The organism is Streptomyces sp. NPDC032198, from assembly GCF_040636975.1.
Lineage (GTDB): Bacteria > Actinomycetota > Actinomycetes > Streptomycetales > Streptomycetaceae > Streptomyces.
The window spans coordinates 325,223-343,178 of the sequence record NZ_JBEZVL010000005.1 but is presented as its reverse complement, the minus strand read 5'-3'; the positions used below and the strand labels follow the sequence as shown (position 1 = coordinate 343,178).

Here is a 17,956-nt window from a genome sequence, read left to right as displayed (position 1 = left end):
CGACGGAGCCCCTGACCCCAATGGTCGTCCCGGCCTCAAAGAGGTCGTCAGACGTGTCCCCTACGCAGGTGGCGGGAGGCAGCCAGGCAGGAGGACAGCCAGGTCGCCTCCGCACGGTGGATGATCAGGCCCTCGACAGTGATCATGCCGTCCATCGGGCCGTCGAGCCGTATCGAGTGGTCGCCCACGCGATACATCTCCCAGTCTGTGTCGCTGTGCCAGAGCCGGGCGGTCTTTTCGCCCCGGCTCTGGGCGAAGACGAGCTCCTCTCCGTACTCGTTCATGAAGTAGCCGACGTAGTCCTTGCCGGTGATCTCGCCGCCGCACAGGCGGGCGAGGAGCGGTTCGACGGCGGGCGGAGTGTCGTTCATGCTGCGGGCTCCTCGTCCGTGCCGGAGTCCTCACGTGCGGACGAGAGAGCCAGCATCCGTGAGGCCGACTCCAGCAAGGTCTCGTAGGTGATCACTTCGATGCGCGCGGCATGCGTGTTGTAGGTCCGCAGTGTCTCCGCGATTTCCTGGGGTGTGACGCCCCCGGTCACGTAGCGGGAGTGTCCGATCACCACCGTTGCCGAGGCCCGGCGGGTATCGACGCCGTGTTCGGCCAGGATGTTCGGGCGATTCTCATCCATGGCCCGCAGGTAGTTCTGAGCCTGGGAGACGGCGTGATGCGCCGGGGCGCCCAGCATCAGGTGGCCGTTGAGCCGGATGACCAGGTTCTTGATGTTGGCACGCTTGAGTTCCACCACGTGCAGGGAGCCATCGCCACGCAGCAGAGGGATGTCGAGGATGGTGTCCGGGGTGTACTGCCTGCGGGCCAACTCGGCCACGTAGGCGCCTCCGAAGATCCACTCCTGGTTCTTCAGACAGGCGTGCAGGGCGCTCTCAGAGCTGTTCGGCTCCTCCACTGCGGCGCGCAGGGCGGCTAAACCGGCTTGTCTTGTCCGCAGTTCGAGCAGTTGGGCAAGCATCCCCGCGTCGACGTTGGAGAGTACGTCACTCATCATCCGTGCGGCCTCGACGGAGGCCGGCCGGGGCAAGTTCCGAAGGACTATCTCCATGTGGCCGTACTGCTGAAGTCGCCGCGCCTCCCGGATGGGCAGCTGAATCCCGCCCTCGCCGGACCCGAGACCCAAGTGATCGACGGACTGGGCTATCCCGCGAAAGAGGTCACGGGCGTCCGCGGCCGTCGCATCGGGCTTGTCACGACACAGCACGTCCAGGGCGGCAACCGCACGGTCGGCCCCCATGGCAATCATCCGCCGCATGCCTTCCTCGCTGCGCTGCCGTGCCTCTTCGTCGTAGTAGTTCTCCAGGATTTCGAGGAACAGGTCACCTCTTGCATACGCGGCGAAGCGCTGGAAGCGCTGGGCGAATGCGAAGTCCCCTTGGAGGATGGCGTCTTGAGCCACGTCCTCCAACGCATCCACCAAGGGCCTTCCCTTGCCGTACGTCCCGCCCAGGCCACCCATGATGCGTAGCACCGCGTCGATTCGCTCTCGAGTGCTCGGGTGCTCGGTGAGTTTCTGGGCCGACGTGACCATGCGCCAGAGCGTGAAGCCGGAACGAAACGTTGCCATGCGGGTCACCCTAGAACCGGGCACTGACAACAGGGCCGGGAACTGACAACCAGACCTGCGGGAGCTGACAACCAGACCTTGTGCAGGGCCTCTCGCCGGGCCCGAAGCCACAGCCCCGCCCGGCTGCGGCACCCCCACTCCTGGCCCCGCCGGACTCACACATCAACCTGTGTCGATCGCCCCGCCCCGGGCACACGGGAGAAGAAGCGGTGGCTTCGGTGTGAATGCTGGTGTTGGTTCAGGCCCGTCGCCGCTCCATGACTCCCATGGTGGTCGGCACACTCCCGCGTCGTCGCCCCTCATGGTTGAGGCGGGCCGGCCGTGGCCAAGGGGAGCCGCCGCGGCCGGGCCCCGCCACCAATCCAGCAACCGAAGCCGCGACCCCAGCCACTGCCGCTGCCACGGCCACTGCCACTGCCGTAACCCCAGCCCCAACCGCAGCCGCTTGGCCCCACTGTTACCGCCCCCTAACACCCTCCCCGCTGTTACGTCCCCCTAATACCTCCCCGGCCAACCCCCCGCCCCGCCACCCCCCTCTCCCCCACCATGGGGACACACACTCAGGGGAAGCCGGTGCGCGCGCCCAAGAACCCCCGCGCCCGCAAGCCACGACGGCGACGCGCTCGCCTCGTCGACTACCCCCGGCACGGCAGACGCGGGCTCCGGCGGTGGCTTCCCTCCTGGCGGCAGGGGCTCGGAGGGATCGCGTTCCTCGTCGGTTCCCTCTGCTGCCTCTTCGCCTTCGTGTACGCCTCCGTCGACATCCCTGACGAGAACGACGCCGCCCGCCGCGAGGCCAACGTCTACTACTGGGCCGACGGCACCCAGATGGTCAGCACCGGTGAGGTGAACCGGCAGAACGTGCGGCTCTCGGAGATTCCCGACGCCGTCGAGAACGCCGTCATCGCCGCCGAGAACGACACCTTCTACAGCGACTCCGGCGTCTCGCCCAAGGGCCTCGTCCGCGCCGCCGTCAACATGGTCCGCGGCCAGGAGACCCAAGGCGGTTCCACCATCACCCAGCAGTACGTGAAGAACACCTACCTCTCCCAGGACCAGACGGTCACCCGGAAGGTCAAGGAGTTCGTCATCGCGCTGAAGGTGGACCGGAAGAAGAGCAAGCAGGAAATCCTCCAGGGGTACCTCAACACCAGTTGGTTCGGGCGTGGCGCCTACGGAATCGAGGCCGCCGCCCACGCCTACTACGGCATCCCCGCCCGGCAGTTGAACCCCAGCCAAGGCGCCGCCCTCGCGGCCCTGCTCAAGGGCGCCGAGCAGTACGACCCCTCCGTGAGCGCGGTCAACCACCACCGCTCCGAGGCCCGTTGGCAGTGGATCCTCGACCGGCAGGTCAAGGCCGGGCTCATGAAGCCGAAGGTCCGCGAGAAGTTCACCACCTACCCCGAACCCCACAAGGAGTCCCGGACCACCAGCCTCGGCGGGCAGACCGGCTACCTCGTCGACGTCGCGAACAAGTACATCAAGCAGCACACCTCCCTCACCGACAAGGACCTCGCCCGCGGCGGCTACAAGATCCACACCACCTTCGACCAGGGCAAGGTCCAGCGGCTGAAGGGCGCGGTCGAGCGCGTCCTCGACCGTGACATCGACCCGAAGAAGCGCGCCGCCGACAAGGGCGTGCAGGTCGGCGCCGCCTCCGTGCGTCCGTCCGACGGCGCCATCGTCGCCCTGTACGGAGGCGCCGACGCCACCCGGCACTTCACCAACAACGCCGACACCTCCGGCGTCCCCGTCGGATCCGCCTTCAAGCCCTTCGTCCTCGCCTCCGCCCTGGAGAACGGCATCCGAACTTCAGGCAGGAAGTCGGGTGGGAAACAGGCGAGTGGGAAGGGTGGGGCTTCCGTTGAGCCTTCGGTTGGGCGCGACGTACCGTGGCAGGCCGTCTCCGCCGGGAGCTTCTACGACGACCACGGCTTCCTGCAGGGCACGGGCGCGCCCACCCCCGGCAGCAGCAGCGACATCACCAGTACCGCCGGCCGCATCGCCGCCGGTCCCGACAGCACTCACCCCACCCTGCGCCAAGCCCTGGCGAAGGGCGGCAACGCCACCTACATACGGCTCGGCAAGGACGTCGGGTGGGAGCGGGTGCGGCGCACCGCCGTCGCCTCCGGGCTGCTCGAAGACAGCATGGCCCGCCTGGAACGGACCTTTCCCGTCGGTACGTCGACCCCCAGCGCGATCCGCATGGCCGGCGCCTACGGCACCTTCGCCAACCGTGGCCTGCAGCACGATCCGTACTCGGTGACCAAGATCGTCAAGGACGACGAGGCCGTCGAAGCCGAGGGGCTCGCGCGTCCCGGTGCCCGCCGCGCGCTGGACCCGGATGTCGCCGACGAGGCCGCCACCGCGATGCGGGGCGTCGGCACCTCGTCCGTCCACCGCCCGGTCATCGCCGGGCGCACCGGCGACCAGGACCGTCTCCGCTCGGCCTGGTTCACCGCCACCACCGAGGAGTTGTCGACCGCGGTGACGATGTTCCGGACCAGCCCGGACAAGCCGCAGCTCCTGCCCATGTCGGGGGTGGGCGGGGCCGGTTCACAGCACGGGAACGTCTTTCCCGTCCAGATCTGGCGCGACTACGCGAAGGGTCAAGAGTCATGAGCCGTGGTGAGTCGCGATCGATTGCGGGTCAAGCACCGTAATCAGCCGACTCGTTGGGCGCGGGCTTTCCCCGACCCCCACCGGCTGCCATCGTTCCGACATGTATCCCTATGGGCCACCGCCCGGGCCGCCTCCCCGCATCGACTCGGGGCAACTGCGGCCCCGGAGGCGGTGGTTCGTCGTCGCGGGGGTGATGGCGGCGGTCTGTGTGGGCATCGGCATCGTGAGCTTCGTGCTGACGCTGAGCTCGACGGCCGACTCCGTCGACGACGACAGGGCGTTCCCGAGCGGGCAGTCCGTCACGCTGCGGTTCGGGCCCGATGACCATGCCGCCATCTACGTACGCAGCCCCTCCGTCGCCCGTGCGCACTGCAAGGTGGTCTCCGGTCCTGCCGGGTCCGCGCCACGGGTGACCGTCCCCGACAGCACCTTCACCGTCACCAAGGGCAGCGCCGAGTGGGAGCGGGCGTTCGTGCTGAAGTCGGACACGGACGCGGACTACCGCGTGAAGTGCGACGACCCGGGCGGCGTCCTCACCTTCGCGCCCGGCGACGACGCCGACCTCGCGTCCTTCGTCGGCGGCATCGTCGTGACCGTCGTCGTGCCGCTCCTCGGCCTCCTCGCGGGCTCCGGCATCGCGATCATCGTCGGGGTACGGCGCGGCAGGCACCGCCGGTGGCTGGAGGCCCAGGCGTACTACGGCCACCGGGACGCACCGCCCAGAACGGACGGCAGCGGCAGCGGTTGACCTTGCCCCTGGGGCAGAGCCCATCGTCCCCGTGCCGGGCCAAGGGGTCCGGTGACGGAGGATGCCCCCATGGACGTACACCCGCAGACAGGCGAACCGCTGCTCAGCATCGGTGAGTTCGCCGCCCGCGCCCGGCTGTCGCCCAAGGCACTGCGCCTGTACGACCGACTCGGGCTGCTCACCCCCGCGTACGTCGACGCCTCCACCGGCTACCGCCACTACACCGCGGCGCAGGTGGAACACGCCCGCACCGTCGTCCTGCTGCGCCGCCTCGGCATGCCGCTCGCGGACATCACCGCGACGGTACGGCTCGACGGCGAGCAGGCGGGGCGGGCGGTCGCCACGTACTGGGCGGACGTCGAGGAGCGGCACGCGGAGCGGCGCACGCTCGTGGGGTACCTCCGTGGACGACTGTCCGGAAGAGGTTCTGGGATGACTGACATGTCTGAGACGCCCGAGATGTACGGGAACGAATTCGAGGTCACTACCGTCGACGTGCCGGAGCAGTACGTCATCTGTGAGAGCAGGCATCTGCTCTCCGAGGAGCTGCCCGTCTGGATCGGCGCGTCGACGGGCCGCCTGGAGGAGGCGGCCGAGCGCGAGTGCGGCGGCATCGCGGCCCCGGCGTTCGTGGTCTACCACGCCGAGGTCACCCAGGACAGCGACGGGCCCGCGGAGGCCTGCGTCCCGGTCAGGGACGCGGCGGCGGCACGGGCCTGGGCGCTGAAGGCGGGCCGGCAGCACGGCTCGAACTCCCGCGTGGAACCCGCCCACCGGATCGCCTACACCCGCATCACCAAGGCCCAGGTCTCCTATCCGCAGATCCTCGGCGCGTTCGAGGCGGTGGAGGCATGGGTGGCCAGGGAAGGCCTGCAGGTCACGGGACCGTGCCGCGAGATCTACTTCGTGGAGTGGGACACGGCCGGTCCCGAGGACCCGGTGTGCGACGTGGCGTTCCCGGTGGCCCCGCGCCAGTGATCCGGTACGGCTGGCGCGCGCCGGCGGAATCCGTCAGCGCGCGCTCTCGCGCAGCTCCTCGGGGCAGGCGGTGCCGCGCGGCAGCTGGTAGGGCGCGCCCAGGCGGTAGACGCCGGGGCCGGGGGCGATGAGTTCGGTCCACTTGTCGCCCTCGGCGTCCTCCGCGGCCTCCATCAGGCAGCCGTTGAGGTTGTCGAACTCCTTGGGGCGGTCCTCGTCGTCCTCGCGCTGCCGCTTGGACTCGTCGGTCTCGCGCGGGCGCTCGACGCCCTTGCCATCGGCGTCGACGAGGCTGAGCCACGGCGAGTACGGGATCCGGATCAGGATGCGGCCCGCCTTCTTCACCTCGATCGTCATTCCGCCTGCCTCGGCGCGGTCGACGACGGCGGGCGGATCGGCGAGCGGGGTCGGATCGGTGACCTCGTACAGCTGCCAGTTGGAGTCCACCCACACCTGCTTCAGATACGGCAGGCCCCGCTCGAGCAGCGCGGCCTCGCGCTTGCCGCCGTCGCCGTCGGGCTCGCCCGTGGGCAGCACGATGTAGTGCACGGCCCAGCGCTGGAGCCACTCGTGGTAGTTCGCGGAGTTGAGGGTGTCGTCGTAGAAGAGGGGGTTGCGCTCCATGTCCGCCTGCCGGTTCCAGCCGCGGGCGAGGTTCACGTACGGCGAGAGCGCGGAGGCCTCGCGGTGGCTGCGCGCGGGCACCACCTCGACGCGGCCCTTCTCGGCGCCGACCTCCTGCAGTTCGTTGACGAGCGGCGCCAGCTCACGCGTCCAGGAGGCCTGGGGCGTCGTGTGGATTATGTCGTCGACCGCCTTGAACCCGACCCAGCCGGTGAAGCCGACGAGGGCCAGGACGATCGCGTACCACTTACGGGACTTCGGCACCGTGAACGGCAGCGCGGCAAGCAGCGCGACGCCCGCGAAGGACATCGCGAGACGGGAGATGTTGGAGCCGATCTGCGAGCTGATCAGCCAGACGCCGAGCACGAAGGCCGCGTACACGGCGGTGGTGATCCGCACGGTCTTCCACTGCTTCGGCACGAGGAAGAAGACGAGGCCGGAGCAGATCAGGGGCAGCGACGCCGACCCGAACGACATCGGCTGCGTGCCGGAGAACGGGAAGAGCCACGCGGAGATGCCCACGACGGCGGCGGGCGCGAGCCCGAGCGCGTACGCACCGGGGTAGCGCTTGCTGAGGAACAGCGTGACGGCGACCATGCCCACGAAGAGTCCGGCGACCGGGCTGCCCATCGTCGCGAGCGCGGCGAACGGCGCGGCGACCAGCGCCTTCGCCCACCGCTTGTAGCGCCAGCGGTAGGGCCAGCAGAAGACGGCCGCGACGGCCATGAGCGCGAACATCTGGCCGAGCCCGTACGTCACGCGGCCCGACACCGCGTTGCAGAACAGCGCGAAGACACCCGCGAACGCGGGCCACAGGGGCTGCTTCACGGCGCGGCTGCGGACCAGGATCATCGTGAGCAGGGCGGCGGAGACCGTCCCGGCGATCATCATCGTGGTCCGGACACCGAGCACCGACATCAGATACGGCGAGACGACGCTGTACGACACCGGGTGCATCCCGCCGTACCAGGCGAGGTTGTACGCGGAGTCGGGGTGCCGTCCGACGAACTCGGCCCACGCGTCCTGCGCGGCGAGGTCACCGCCGCTGTTGGCGAAGGTGAAGAACCAGACGACGTGCAGGACCGCGGCGGCGGCGGTCGTGATGGTCACGGGGTTGCGCAGGAACAGGTTCCACTTGGAGTCCGGTTCGGGTGCCGCGGGCTCGGCGCTGCGCTGGGCGGGCAGCCGTATTCGCGCCCCGGTGCGGGTGCCGCCACCGGTGCCGGGCTCAGGATCGGCGTCGTCGGCTCGCGTCGGCTCCGCTGTGGCCACTTGCGGCACTCCCCGTGTCGTTCTGTCCGTCCGGGTGCCGCGCCAGGGGGGTCCGTCCCGGAACACCCCGTCGCTCAGCCCCGGCCTACTGCTCTCCCCGAACTTGTGACGCTAGCACGCACGGCACCCCCCGAGGGGGGCGGCCGGACAGGGGGCACGGGCGGCGGCTTGCGCCTCCGCCCGTGCCCCCGCGTCCCGTGCGCGTCCTGCTGTGCGCTTGCCGCGCGTTGTGCTCTGCGTCGCGCTGCGCGTCGTGTTGCGTGTTCCGTCGTGCGTGCCTCAGCCGACGCGCTTGAGCTTGGCCCCGAAGCCCGGCTCCGCGAGGTCCTTCTGGAGCGCGACGGGCACCTCGACGGCGCCGTCCTTGCCGTCGCCGACGCTCAGCACACCCACTTCGGTGCCGGCCTTCGCCGTGTGCGGGACCGAGCCGCCGGCCTTGTCGCCGAGCTTCAGCTTCACCGTCAGGCCGGACCAGCCCGCCGCGGCGACGTCCTTGGTGGCGACGACCGGGGTCGTGCCGCCCAGACCGTCGTCGACCTCGCCGACGACGTCACCCTTCTTCACGATCTTCTTGGACGTGAGCGCGCCCTGGCCGGCCTCGATGAGCTTCTTGGTGACCCCGGTGACCTCGTCGATGTTGGCCGTGCCGTTCTGCCCGTACTGGCCGAGGGCGGCACCGATGATCGTTTGGGTCTCGCCGCCGACCTTCTTCTCCGCCGCGAAGAGGATGTTGCCGCCCGCCGCGGTGGTCGTGCCGGTCTTGATGCCGATGGCGACCGTCGGGACGAGCCCGAAGAAGTTGTTCTGCTTGTCGCCGTTGAGGTCCTTGTAGCTGGGCTGGCGGGAGATCTCGTTGAAGACCGGGTCCTCCATCGCGGCCCGGCCCAGCTTCACCAGGTCCGAGGCGGTGGAGACGGTCGTCTTGTCGAGGCCGCTCGGGTCCGTGTAGTGGGTGTTCTTCATGCCGAGTTCCTTGGCGGTCTTGTTCATCTTCGCGACGAACTCGTCCTCGGAATCGCTCTTGGTGTCCCAGCGGGCGAGCAGCTTGGCGACGTTGTTCGCGGACGGCAGCATGACCGCCTGCAGCGCCTCGTACTCGGAGATCTTCTGGCCCTCGGTCACCTTGACGACCGACTCGTTCTCCGCCTTGCCCGTCTCGTAGTGCTTCTGCGCGGCGGCGTCGACCGGGATGTCCGGGCCGTTGTTGCCGCCCTTCTTCAGGGGGTGGTCACGCAGGACGAGGTAGACCGTCATGACCTTGGCGATGCTCGCGATCGGCACCGGCTTCTGGCTGCCGGACGAGCCGAACGTCCCGATGCCGTTGACGTCCATCGCGGCCTGGCCCTGACTCGGCCACGGCAGGGACGGCTTGTCGCCCTCGAAGGTGACGGTCTCCTTCGCGGTCAGCGTGAGGGTGGGGGTCGGGAGCGGACGCACTGCCTGTACGACCGCAAAGACGACCACCATGAGCAGCACCAGCGGCGTCCAGATCTTGACCCTCCGCACGGCGGTGCGGACCGGGGTCTCCGGCGGCGGCGGGGTGTTGGTCAGCTCGGCGAGGAGGTCGAGCGGGGGCCTGGGCGGAAGAGGCTGCTGGGTGGTGCGCTCGGGCCCTACGCTGGCCGACTTCTCAGGCGTGGGCGCCTTTTCGGGCGTGGGCGCCTTTGCGGGCGTGGGCGCCTTGGCTCCGGGGGCCGGCGCGGCCGGGGGCGTCGTGCCGCCCGGCGAGGAGTGGTCCAGCGGCTTGAGCGCGACGAACTTACTGGTGCGCTCGGCGTCCCCTTCGGACTTCGCACCGGGCTTTGCACCGGGCTTTGCGTCGGTCTTTGCGTCAGCCTTGTTCTCGGCCTTGCCCTCGGGCTTCTTGGCCCCGGGCTTGTGATCGCCCAGCTTGAGCATGGTGGTCGGCTGGTCGACGGCTTTCGGGGGCAACGCCTTGAAGATGGCGGTGGCCTGGTCGACTCCGGTGGAGGGGGGCTCGGGGGTCCGGCCCGAGGCCTTGTCGTCGGCGCCGGCGTCGGTCGCGGCCTTGGGGCCGCGCTCGGAGTCCTCCGAGGTGGCGTCGTCACGGGAGCCACGCACGTCATCCGCGACAGCCGCTGAACCAGCCGCTCCCGCGGCCTTGCTGCCCTCACGGGAGTCACCCGCGGCGGCCGGAGACTCGTCCGCACCGGCGGATTCGTCACCGTCACGGGAATCGCCCGCGCCAGCACCGTCGCTACGGGAGCCAGCCGCGGCCCCCACCGAACCGCCCATACCCGCAGCCTTGTCACCGTCACGGGAGCCACCCGCGCCAGCCCCAGAACCGCCCGCACCCGCGGACTTGCCGGTCCCACGAGAGCCAGCCACGCCCCCCGCCGAACCAGCCGCACCCGCAGCCCTGTCACCGTCACGGGAGCCACCCGCGCCAGCCGAGGAACCGCCCGTACTCGCAGCCTTGTCGCCGTCACGGGATTCGCCCGCGCCAGCCCCAGACCCGCCCGCACCCGCGGATTCGTCAGCGTCACGGGAGTCGCTTGTGGCAGCTGTCGCAGCCGAAGAACCGGCCGCACCCGCCGCAGCCTCGGCGCTACGGGAGCCTCCCTCGGCACCCGAGGAACCATCCGCACCCTCGGCCTCGTCGCCGTCACGGGAGTCATCCGCGGCACCATCGGCGCTACGAGAGCTACCCGCACCGCCCGAGGAACCAGCCCCGCCCGCAGCCTTGCCACCGCCACGGGAGCCAGCTGCGGCACCCGTCGAACCGCCCGCACCCGCGGACTCGTCAGCGTCACGGGAATCGCCCGCGGCAGCCTTGTCCGCGCCCGCGGCCTTGTCGCCGTCACGGGAATCGCCCGCGCCAGCCCCAGACCCGCCCGTACCCGCAGCCTCGTCAGCGTCACGGGAGTCACCCGCGACAGCCTCGGCAGCCTCGGCAGCCGAAGAACCGGCCGCACCCGCCGCAGCATCGGCGCTACGGGAGCCTCCCTCGGCACCCGAGGGACCATCCGCGCCCTCGGCCTCGTCGCCGTCGCGGGAGTCGCCCGAAGAACCGCCCGTACCCGCGGCCTCGCCCGGCTTGGTGTCCTCGGGCTCGGCGTCAGCCGGGGTTTCGTCCGCCGGGGTGCTGTCCTTCGCCGAAGCGGGGCCCGCCTCGGCGGCAGCGGCAGCCGTGCTCGTAGAAGCGGCGGAAGGTTCCGCCTCCCGGGAGTTCTTCTCGTCGTTCGACGTCGCGGCCTCCTCGGAAGCCGTTCCCTCGCCCTCCGCGGCGCCCTCCGAGGACTCGGTGGCCTCGTCGTCCGCCGAGGCCACCCACGCCGCCACAGCGGCCCGCAGCCGCGCGTCGCCCTTCTCGCCGCTGTCGCCGCTCTCGCCGCTGTCGGAACCCTGCGTGCCCTCGGCAGTCCCGGAACCGGCGGCGCCGGACGCCTTCACCGCCTTCGTCGAGAAGACCGCCGTCGCCTGGTCCTCCCGCGCCGCGGGGACCTCGCGGGCCACCGCAAGGCGCGGGTCGCGTTCCTCCGGCGCCGGTGCCGGCACGGACGGTTCTGCCCCAGTCGGGTTCCCCGACGACTTCCGCTGCTTCGACCTGTCGGGGGTCTCGCCCGCCACCGATGCCTCCTCGTACGCCATGCCGCTCGCGTTGCCGTTGCGCCAAAACACGGCCGGACCCGCTGTCCGAACCATGTACCAGTGTCCTGTGTGGGGGCTTAACCCCCGTGGTAGACGAGAACGACATACCTACTGGTTCCCGTACTTACCGGTCACGCACTCTCGACAGACCAATGTGAGAGGGGTCACCCTGTCATTCATCCACGCGGGGAGGCATGGATGGGCAGGAGCCGCAGAACAATTCCGGAGGAGCTTCTGCTGCTCGCTTTGGACCCGGCCACGGGTACCACAGCGCAGCCGCAGTCGCTCGACCTCGGTCTGGCCGGAGCACAGCTAGTGGAGCTGGCGCTGGCCGGACGGATAGCCCCAGACGGGGATCGTATCGCCGTGGTGATGCCACGGCCGACCGGAGATCCGACTCTGGACTCCGCACTGGAACTGCTGCGCAGGCGCGGCAGCCCGGTTCGGGCAGTCCACTGGATTGGCGGGCCCCGACTGGGGCTGCGCCAGATCTACCTCGCGCACCTGGAGCGGTGCGGCATGGTGCATGCCGTATCGGGCCAGATGTGCGGAGTACTGCCGACGACTCGCTACCAGGCGACGGACACGGCAATCAGCCGGGACATCAGGTCCCGGCTGGACAGTGCGATCCGCACCGGCGTACCACCGGACCCGCGGACCGCGGCGCTCGCCGCGCTCGCTCACGCAGTGGGACTCGGCAAGCACCTCTACCCCGGCAACGAGGGGCGTTCATCGCGCTCCCGTCTCCGGGACCTGATCAGGCACGACCCGATGGGCGGCCTCGTGGCGCACGCCGTGATGGACGTCCAGAACGGTGTGGCCGCTCAGCCACGCCGCAGCCCGGCCCCAGCGGGACCGGGTGGGCCGGGCGGACCAGCCGTACCAGGTGGATCAGGTGGTGGCCGACAGCCGGCCAGGACCGTGCCGGAACCCGGTGGGGTTCCGATGCAGCCGCGCCGCGGATCCATGGCACGCGCCGTGGCCCACTGAGCGATGTAAGGGCTCACCGCAGCACCCGCAGTACGTGAAGCACCCGCAGTACCCGCAGCATCGGCACAGCAACGCCGCACCGCAGTCCCCCAGACCCGGTTCGGGAGCCGCTGGGCCGCGCGGGGCACTGGCACCGGGACGTCCGGACGACGGCACCGGTACCTCCGCCCCGCGCGGCCGCACGTCGTGGCGCCGCGCGACCGGGCCGCACCCCTCACACCGTTCCTCATGTCCACCTTCACCTCGCACCACATGGCGCATCGCGGTCCGCATTGCGGTTCGCACCGCACATCGGCTGTTTCCCAGCGGTGCGCGACGCGTTGGTGGCACTCTGCTGAACAGCAGATACGCAAAGTAGAGGCATGTAGTCGGAGGTGCACGTCCCGTGGCGTCCAATGTCAATCCCACCGTCAGGCGACGCCGGTTGGGCCAGGAGCTCCGCAGGCTCCGCGAGCTCAAGGGCATGACGGCCGAGGAGGTCGCCGAGCGCCTGCTGGTCTCGCAGTCGAAGATCAGCCGCCTCGAGAACGGCCGCCGTTCGATCAGCCAGCGCGATGTGCGCGATCTCTGCGGGGTCTACGAGGTCGAGGACCACCGCATCGTCGACTCGCTCATGCAAATGGCCAAGGACTCCCGCCAGCAAGGCTGGTGGCACTCCTTCGGCGACATCCCGTACAGCGTGTACATCGGTCTGGAGACGGACGCCGCGTCCCTGCGCGTGTACGACCCGCAGGTCGTTCCCGGCCTGCTCCAGACCCGTCCGTACGCGGAGGCGCTCATCACCGGCGCGCTGCCGGAGACCACGCCGACCGACATCGAGAAGCGCGTCCAGGTCCGCGTCCGCCGCCAGGAACGCATCAGCGCGCCGGAGAATCCGCTGCGTCTGTGGACCGTCCTTGACGAGTCCGCGCTGCGCCGCGTGGTCGGCTCCCGGCATCTCATGCGCGACCAGCTGGAGCACCTCGTGGAGCAGTCCCAACTGCCGCACGTGACCGTCCAGGTGATTCCGTTCGAGATGGGCGCGCACCCCGGCCTGAACGGCCAGTACGCGATTCTCGAATTCCCGGATGCCGCGGATTCGAGCGTCGTCTACATCGAGGGCGTCACGAGCGATCTCTATCTGGAGAAGGCGAACGACGTCCAGCAGTACAGCGTGATGTACGAACATCTGCGGGCACAGGCCCTGAACGTGGACCAATCACGCCAACTCATCGCAGACATCGCGAAAGAGTACGCACGCTGAGGCGTAAGCCGCGCAGGAAACCGTCCCGACCCGGAAAGCGCCGCACGGTACACCTCCACCTCGGCGAGGCGGAAGACCCCACTGGAATATGCCATCCGGTTGAGTGAACGCTCCCTTCACTCAGCGATGTTGGCGAGTAGCGTCAATCACGCCATCGAGCAACATCCGTTGGCACAGCCGCTCTTGGCGGTGACCGCAACTCACCAACTGGGCAAACCGGAGTAATCATGGCAATTCACCAGGGTGCTACGAATACGTGGGTCAAGTCCTCGTATTCCACGGGAAACGGCGCATGCGTCGAAGTCAAGTCCCCTCTTTCCACGGCGATTTCGGTCAGGGACTCCAAGGTCACCGAGGGCCCCGTCCTCGCCTTCCCCTCCGACTCATGGCGCGCCTTCGTCTCCGAGGTCGGCCGGGAGACGTCACTCCTCGGCTGATACGCGCCACGTCGCACATCAGCACCACAGGATCAGCGAGAGATCAACAACTGCATAAGCAGAACCGATTGAGCCCTCTCGACTGGCCCGCCGTCCCGGCCGAGGGGGCTCGGCCTTTCCCGACGTTCTCCGGCGCCGGACCAGTCGAGTGCACCGACCGGCACCATGGCCCGTCGCAGCTGCCGTGGTCTATCGAAGTTGGTCGACGTAGATGTCCGTTCCCGGCACCGTCGGAATGAACGGCGCCACCAGCTCCACCCTCCCCGCCCCGGACTCCGCCACCGCTTCCGCCCGCCCGGCGAAGTGCTCCTGCCAGCACTCCCGCGGGTCGGCCTGCAGGAACCAGAGCAGCGTCAGCCGTGTGTCGACCCCCTCGACCTGCTTCACGTACGTCATCCGGTCCCCCGGCAGCGGAGTCGGCCGGAAGATCGTCACCATCGCGGCGGGCGATCCAGCGAGGGCGCGCGGCAGGTGCTTGGCCCGCAGCCACTCCAGCAGCTCCGCACGCTGCTCACCCGAATCGGCATCGATGACTTCGAGCACGAGCCCCTGGTAGGGGTGGTCGAGCGCGTGGAAGTCGCGGGGCCCGGCCGCCCCGTCCCGGTAGACGGTGGCCTCGTGGTCCTGGAACGCCGTGAAGACGTGCGTACGGTCCTGATAGACCCGACCGTCCCTGTTGAGGCGCTTGTTGATGCCGACGGTCCACTTCATGTGCTCGTCGTAGCGGCCCTCGGTGACCCAGTACGTGGAGAGGTAGCAGCCCGCGGTCACCGGATGGGCGACCGCGGACTTCTCCGGGAGGCGCAGGAGTTGGAGCTCCCGGGTGGCGACCCAGCGGCGGCCCGCGTACATCCAGGGCATCGCCATCGCACCGGCGTAGTAGTGGTCGTCCTCGTACCAGCGGTTGTACGCGTACTCGTGGCCCGGGTGCGGCTCGACCATGGTGATCAGGGCGTGGCCCGGGTGCACGCCGTACGGCCCCACGCCGGCCAGCTCGCCGTAGACCTCGCCGCGGGTGTCGTCACTCGTGTCCGTGCGGGTGTCGTCGCTCATGCCTCTCCCCTTCCTCCCTCTTCCTTCCTCCGGTGGACGCCCATACTCTGACGCCCCGTCAGCAAAACTGCCAGAGCCCGGAGGCGCCCCATGCCGTCGCTCCTCGAAGGAAAGACCGTCGTCGTCTCGGGGGTCGGCGCCGGCCTCGGCCATCAGGTCGCCGCCGCCGTCGTACGGGACGGGGGCCGCGCGGTGCTCGGGGCGCGTACGGAGGCGAACCTCGCCAAGTCGGCCGGGGAGATCGACCCCGAAGGTATGTGCACCGCCTACCTCCCGACCGACATCACGGACGAGACGCAGTGCGAGGCCCTCGCGGGGCTGGCGCGCGAGCGGTTCGGCGGGATCGACGCGGTGGTCCACGTGGCCGCCTGGGACAGCTACTTCGGCGGCGTACAGGACGCGGACTTCGCCACCTGGCAGCAGGTCATCGACGTCAATCTGCTCGGCACGCTGCGGATGACGCGGGCCTGCCTGCCCGCGCTCAAGGACCGGGGCGGCTCGGTGGTGTTCATCGGCACCCAGTCGGCCGTCGCGGCGCCCTCGCAGGTGCGCCAGGCGGCATACGCGGCGTCGAAGGGGGCGCTGACCTCGGCGATGTACTCCCTCGCGCACGAGGTGGGCCCTGACCGGATCCGGGTGAACACGGTGCTGCCCGGCTGGATGTGGGGCCCGCCGGTCGAGGCGTACGTCCAGTTCACCGCGCACACCGAAGGGGTGCCGGAGGCGGAGGTACGGGACCGTCTCGCGGCGCGGATGGCGCTCCCGGAGCTGGCGACGGACGGTGACGTGGCGGACGCGGCGGTGTTCCTCGCGTCGGACATGGCGCGGGCGATCACGGGACAGTCGCTCCTGGTGAACGCGGGAGAGCTGATGCGGTAGCCATTGCGACGGCGCGGCTCGGGGAACGAACCACGGCTGTACGGGACTTCGGTTCCGTACAGCCGTTTTTCGCGTTTCTGCGAGGCTTGGACGACACCGCTCCATCCCTCACTTCGATCAAGAATGTGAACACAGGTCAGCAAACAGAACGATTTTACTCGCTCTTGACCTCACGGGCTGTTGTCCGCAGTGTGCCCCCGAACCCACGATGAGCGGGCACTTCAGGCCGCCCAGGTCCGTATGTCACGAAACTGGCGAAGTGCACGGCATTTCAGCGCAGTTCACAAGGCGGACCCCTGGAGGGGGCACATGAACAGTCTCGACTGGGCCGTGCTCATCGGCTACTTCGGCGTGATGGTCGCGATCGGCGTGTGGTCGCACAAGCGCGTGGACAACGTCAGCGACTTCTTCACCGCGGGCGGCAAGATGCCCTGGTGGCTGTCCGGCATCTCGCACCACATGTCCGGCTACAGCGCGGTGATGTTCACCGGGTACGCGGGCATCGCGTACACCTACGGCGTCACGTCCTTCATCACCTGGTCGTTCCCGATCGCGCTCGGCATCGCCATCGGCTCGAAGCTCTTCGCGCCCCGCATCAACAGGCTGCGCTCACGGCTGCACGTGGCCTCGCCGCTGGAATACCTCAAGAGCCGCTACAACCTCCGGACCCAGCAGGCACTCGCCTGGTCCGGGATGCTCCTGAAGATCGTGGACGTGGCCGCCAAGTGGGCCGCCATCGCCACCCTGCTCTCCGTGTTCACCGGCATCTCGATCAACCAGGGCATCCTGATCACCGGCGTGATCACCGCCATCTACTGCACCATCGGCGGCCTGTGGGCCGACGCCCTCACCGAGCTCGGCCAGTTCATCATCCAACTCCTGGCCGGTGTCGCGATGTTCATCGCCGTGGTGGCCAAACTCGGCCCGCACGGTGGCTTCTTCGGGGTCTGGGACGAGCCGGAGCTCGCGGGCCACGGCAAACCGCTGGTCGGCCCGTACGGCACGATCTTCCTGCTTGCGTTCCTCTTCATCAAGCTCTTCGAGTACAACGGCGGCATGCTCAACCAGGCCCAGCGCTACATGGCGACCGCGAGCCCGAAGGAGGCCGCGCGCTCGGCCCGGCTCTCGGCGATCCTGTGGCTGGTGTGGCCGGTCATCCTCTTCTTCCCGATGTGGATGTCGCCGCTCCTGGTGAACGCGCAGAAGCCGGACGGCTCCGACTCGTACGCCCTGATGACCGAACAGCTGCTGCCGCACGGCCTGTTGGGCCTGGTCATCGTCGGTTTCTTCTCCCACACGATGGCCATGTGCTCGTCCGACGCGAACGCGATCGCCGCGGTGTTCACCCGCGACGTGGCGCCGGTGATCTCCAAGCAGGCCAGGCGCTGGAACGAACGCTCGGGACTGCTGGCGGCGCGCCTGACGACCGTCATCTTCCTCGGCCTGTCCATGGCGGTGGCCACACAGGTCAGTTCGCCGACCTTCAAGGACATCATCACGGTCGTCATCAAGTGGGTGGCGGGCCTGATGGGTCCGATCGCGATCCCGATGATGCTGGGTCTGCTGCGCACGTTCCGCAAGTCGGGTCCGACCGCGGCGCTGACCAGCTGGTCGATGGGTCTGCTCGCCTTCTGGCTGGTCAACTACCCGATCAACTGGAACGTCGAGGGCGGGGTGCCCCTGGAGTACCAGGTCTCGATCCCCCTCGCCGTCTCGCTGTTCCTCTACATCCTGGTCGGCTATCTGAAGCCGGAGGACACCCCGGAGCGGGACGCGATCATCGAGAAGATCAACACGGATGGCTCCGCCGGTTCGGCAGCGGTTCCGCCCCCGGCTGAGGATGCTGACGAAGTAGTGGCCCCGCAGAGCCGGTTGCCGTAAATCACCGGCTTCGCCGAGTTCGTCCTCAAGCGCCGGAC

13 protein-coding genes are annotated in these 17,956 nt (G+C 69.3%); 8 read left to right on the top strand and 5 right to left on the bottom strand.

All coding sequences use genetic code 11. The features are described 5' to 3' along the window. Positions 1–47 precede the first annotated feature (47 nt). Together AB0E78_RS15570 and AB0E78_RS15565 are read right to left on the bottom strand one after the other, a co-directional pair. A complete protein-coding gene (locus AB0E78_RS15570) occupies positions 48–371 on the bottom strand; it encodes a hypothetical protein (RefSeq protein WP_361832357.1) in 324 nt (107 codons plus the stop codon). Continuing rightward, on the bottom strand, positions 368–1,579 hold the full coding sequence (locus AB0E78_RS15565; RefSeq protein ID WP_361832808.1) for a Shedu anti-phage system protein SduA domain-containing protein: 1,212 nt from the start codon (positions 1,577–1,579) through the stop codon (positions 368–370). The genes AB0E78_RS15570 and AB0E78_RS15565 overlap by 4 nt, the downstream gene beginning before the upstream one ends. Before the next feature lie 573 nt (positions 1,580–2,152). Here AB0E78_RS15565 and AB0E78_RS15560 point away from each other — a divergent pair. The 3 genes from AB0E78_RS15560 (at position 2,153) to AB0E78_RS15550 (ending at position 5,927) form a co-directional block, all read left to right on the top strand. Next, positions 2,153–4,201, top strand: coding sequence for a transglycosylase domain-containing protein (locus AB0E78_RS15560; RefSeq protein ID WP_361832355.1), 2,049 nt, complete (start codon positions 2,153–2,155; stop codon positions 4,199–4,201). 100 nt (positions 4,202–4,301) lie between these two features. After that, positions 4,302–4,949, top strand: coding sequence for a hypothetical protein (locus AB0E78_RS15555; protein WP_361832353.1), 648 nt, complete (start codon positions 4,302–4,304; stop codon positions 4,947–4,949). 69 nt (positions 4,950–5,018) lie between these two features. After that, positions 5,019–5,927 carry a MerR family transcriptional regulator gene (locus AB0E78_RS15550; protein ID WP_361832351.1) on the top strand — a complete coding sequence of 303 codons (909 nt, stop codon included), beginning with the start codon at positions 5,019–5,021 and terminating at the stop codon, positions 5,925–5,927. A gap of 33 nt (positions 5,928–5,960) precedes the next feature. Here the strand turns inward: AB0E78_RS15550 and AB0E78_RS15545 are convergent, their stop codons facing one another. Both AB0E78_RS15545 and AB0E78_RS15540 read right to left on the bottom strand, forming a co-directional pair. Continuing rightward, positions 5,961–7,823, bottom strand: coding sequence for a DMT family transporter (locus AB0E78_RS15545; protein ID WP_361832349.1), 1,863 nt, complete (start codon positions 7,821–7,823; stop codon positions 5,961–5,963). Positions 7,824–8,102: 279 nt separating this feature from the next. Beyond that, entirely contained in the window at positions 8,103–11,489 is a 3,387-nt protein-coding gene (locus AB0E78_RS15540; protein WP_361832347.1) for a D-alanyl-D-alanine carboxypeptidase, read from the bottom strand. 144 nt (positions 11,490–11,633) lie between these two features. On the opposite strand from AB0E78_RS15540, the gene AB0E78_RS15535 reads away from it, so the two are divergent. From AB0E78_RS15535 to AB0E78_RS15525, 3 genes are all read left to right on the top strand, one after another. Continuing rightward, positions 11,634–12,425, top strand: coding sequence for a GPP34 family phosphoprotein (locus AB0E78_RS15535; protein ID WP_361832345.1), 792 nt, complete (start codon positions 11,634–11,636; stop codon positions 12,423–12,425). 385 nt (positions 12,426–12,810) lie between these two features. Further along, entirely contained in the window at positions 12,811–13,668 is an 858-nt protein-coding gene (locus tag AB0E78_RS15530) for a helix-turn-helix transcriptional regulator (RefSeq protein WP_160505605.1), read from the top strand. A 227-nt stretch (positions 13,669–13,895) separates the two neighbouring features. Further along, positions 13,896–14,105 (top strand): DUF397 domain-containing protein, encoded by a 210-nt coding sequence (locus AB0E78_RS15525; RefSeq protein WP_361832343.1) that lies wholly within the window; start codon positions 13,896–13,898, stop codon positions 14,103–14,105. 189 nt (positions 14,106–14,294) lie between these two features. Here the strand turns inward: AB0E78_RS15525 and AB0E78_RS15520 are convergent, their stop codons facing one another. Further along, positions 14,295–15,158, bottom strand: coding sequence for a hypothetical protein (locus AB0E78_RS15520; RefSeq protein WP_361832341.1), 864 nt, complete (start codon positions 15,156–15,158; stop codon positions 14,295–14,297). 90 nt (positions 15,159–15,248) lie between these two features. On the opposite strand from AB0E78_RS15520, the gene AB0E78_RS15515 reads away from it, so the two are divergent. Further along, entirely contained in the window at positions 15,249–16,037 is a 789-nt protein-coding gene (locus tag AB0E78_RS15515) for an SDR family oxidoreductase (RefSeq protein ID WP_361832339.1), read from the top strand. Between the two features lie 309 nt (positions 16,038–16,346). Beyond that, complete coding sequence (locus tag AB0E78_RS15510) at positions 16,347–17,918, top strand: sodium:solute symporter family protein (protein ID WP_361832337.1); 1,572 nt, start codon at positions 16,347–16,349, stop codon at positions 17,916–17,918. The last annotated feature ends 38 nt before the right edge of the window (positions 17,919–17,956 follow it).

Excerpts from the sequence above, each read along its gene's own strand:
- AB0E78_RS15565 (WP_361832808.1), bottom strand. The coding sequence starts at position 1,579 with ATGGCAACGTTTCGTTCCGGCTTCACGCTCTGGCGCATGGTCACGTCG.
- AB0E78_RS15520 (WP_361832341.1), bottom strand. The coding sequence starts at position 15,158 with ATGAGCGACGACACCCGCACGGACACGAGTGACGACACCCGCGGCGAG.
- AB0E78_RS15510 (WP_361832337.1), top strand. The coding sequence starts at position 16,347 with ATGAACAGTCTCGACTGGGCCGTGCTCATCGGCTACTTCGGCGTGATG.
- AB0E78_RS15540 (WP_361832347.1), bottom strand. The coding sequence starts at position 11,489 with ATGGTTCGGACAGCGGGTCCGGCCGTGTTTTGGCGCAACGGCAACGCG.
- AB0E78_RS15535 (WP_361832345.1), top strand. The coding sequence starts at position 11,634 with ATGGGCAGGAGCCGCAGAACAATTCCGGAGGAGCTTCTGCTGCTCGCT.
- AB0E78_RS15550 (WP_361832351.1), top strand. The coding sequence starts at position 5,019 with ATGGACGTACACCCGCAGACAGGCGAACCGCTGCTCAGCATCGGTGAG.
- AB0E78_RS15570 (WP_361832357.1), bottom strand. The coding sequence starts at position 371 with ATGAACGACACTCCGCCCGCCGTCGAACCGCTCCTCGCCCGCCTGTGC.
- AB0E78_RS15525 (WP_361832343.1), top strand. The coding sequence starts at position 13,896 with ATGGCAATTCACCAGGGTGCTACGAATACGTGGGTCAAGTCCTCGTAT.
- AB0E78_RS15515 (WP_361832339.1), top strand. The coding sequence starts at position 15,249 with ATGCCGTCGCTCCTCGAAGGAAAGACCGTCGTCGTCTCGGGGGTCGGC.
- AB0E78_RS15555 (WP_361832353.1), top strand. The coding sequence starts at position 4,302 with ATGTATCCCTATGGGCCACCGCCCGGGCCGCCTCCCCGCATCGACTCG.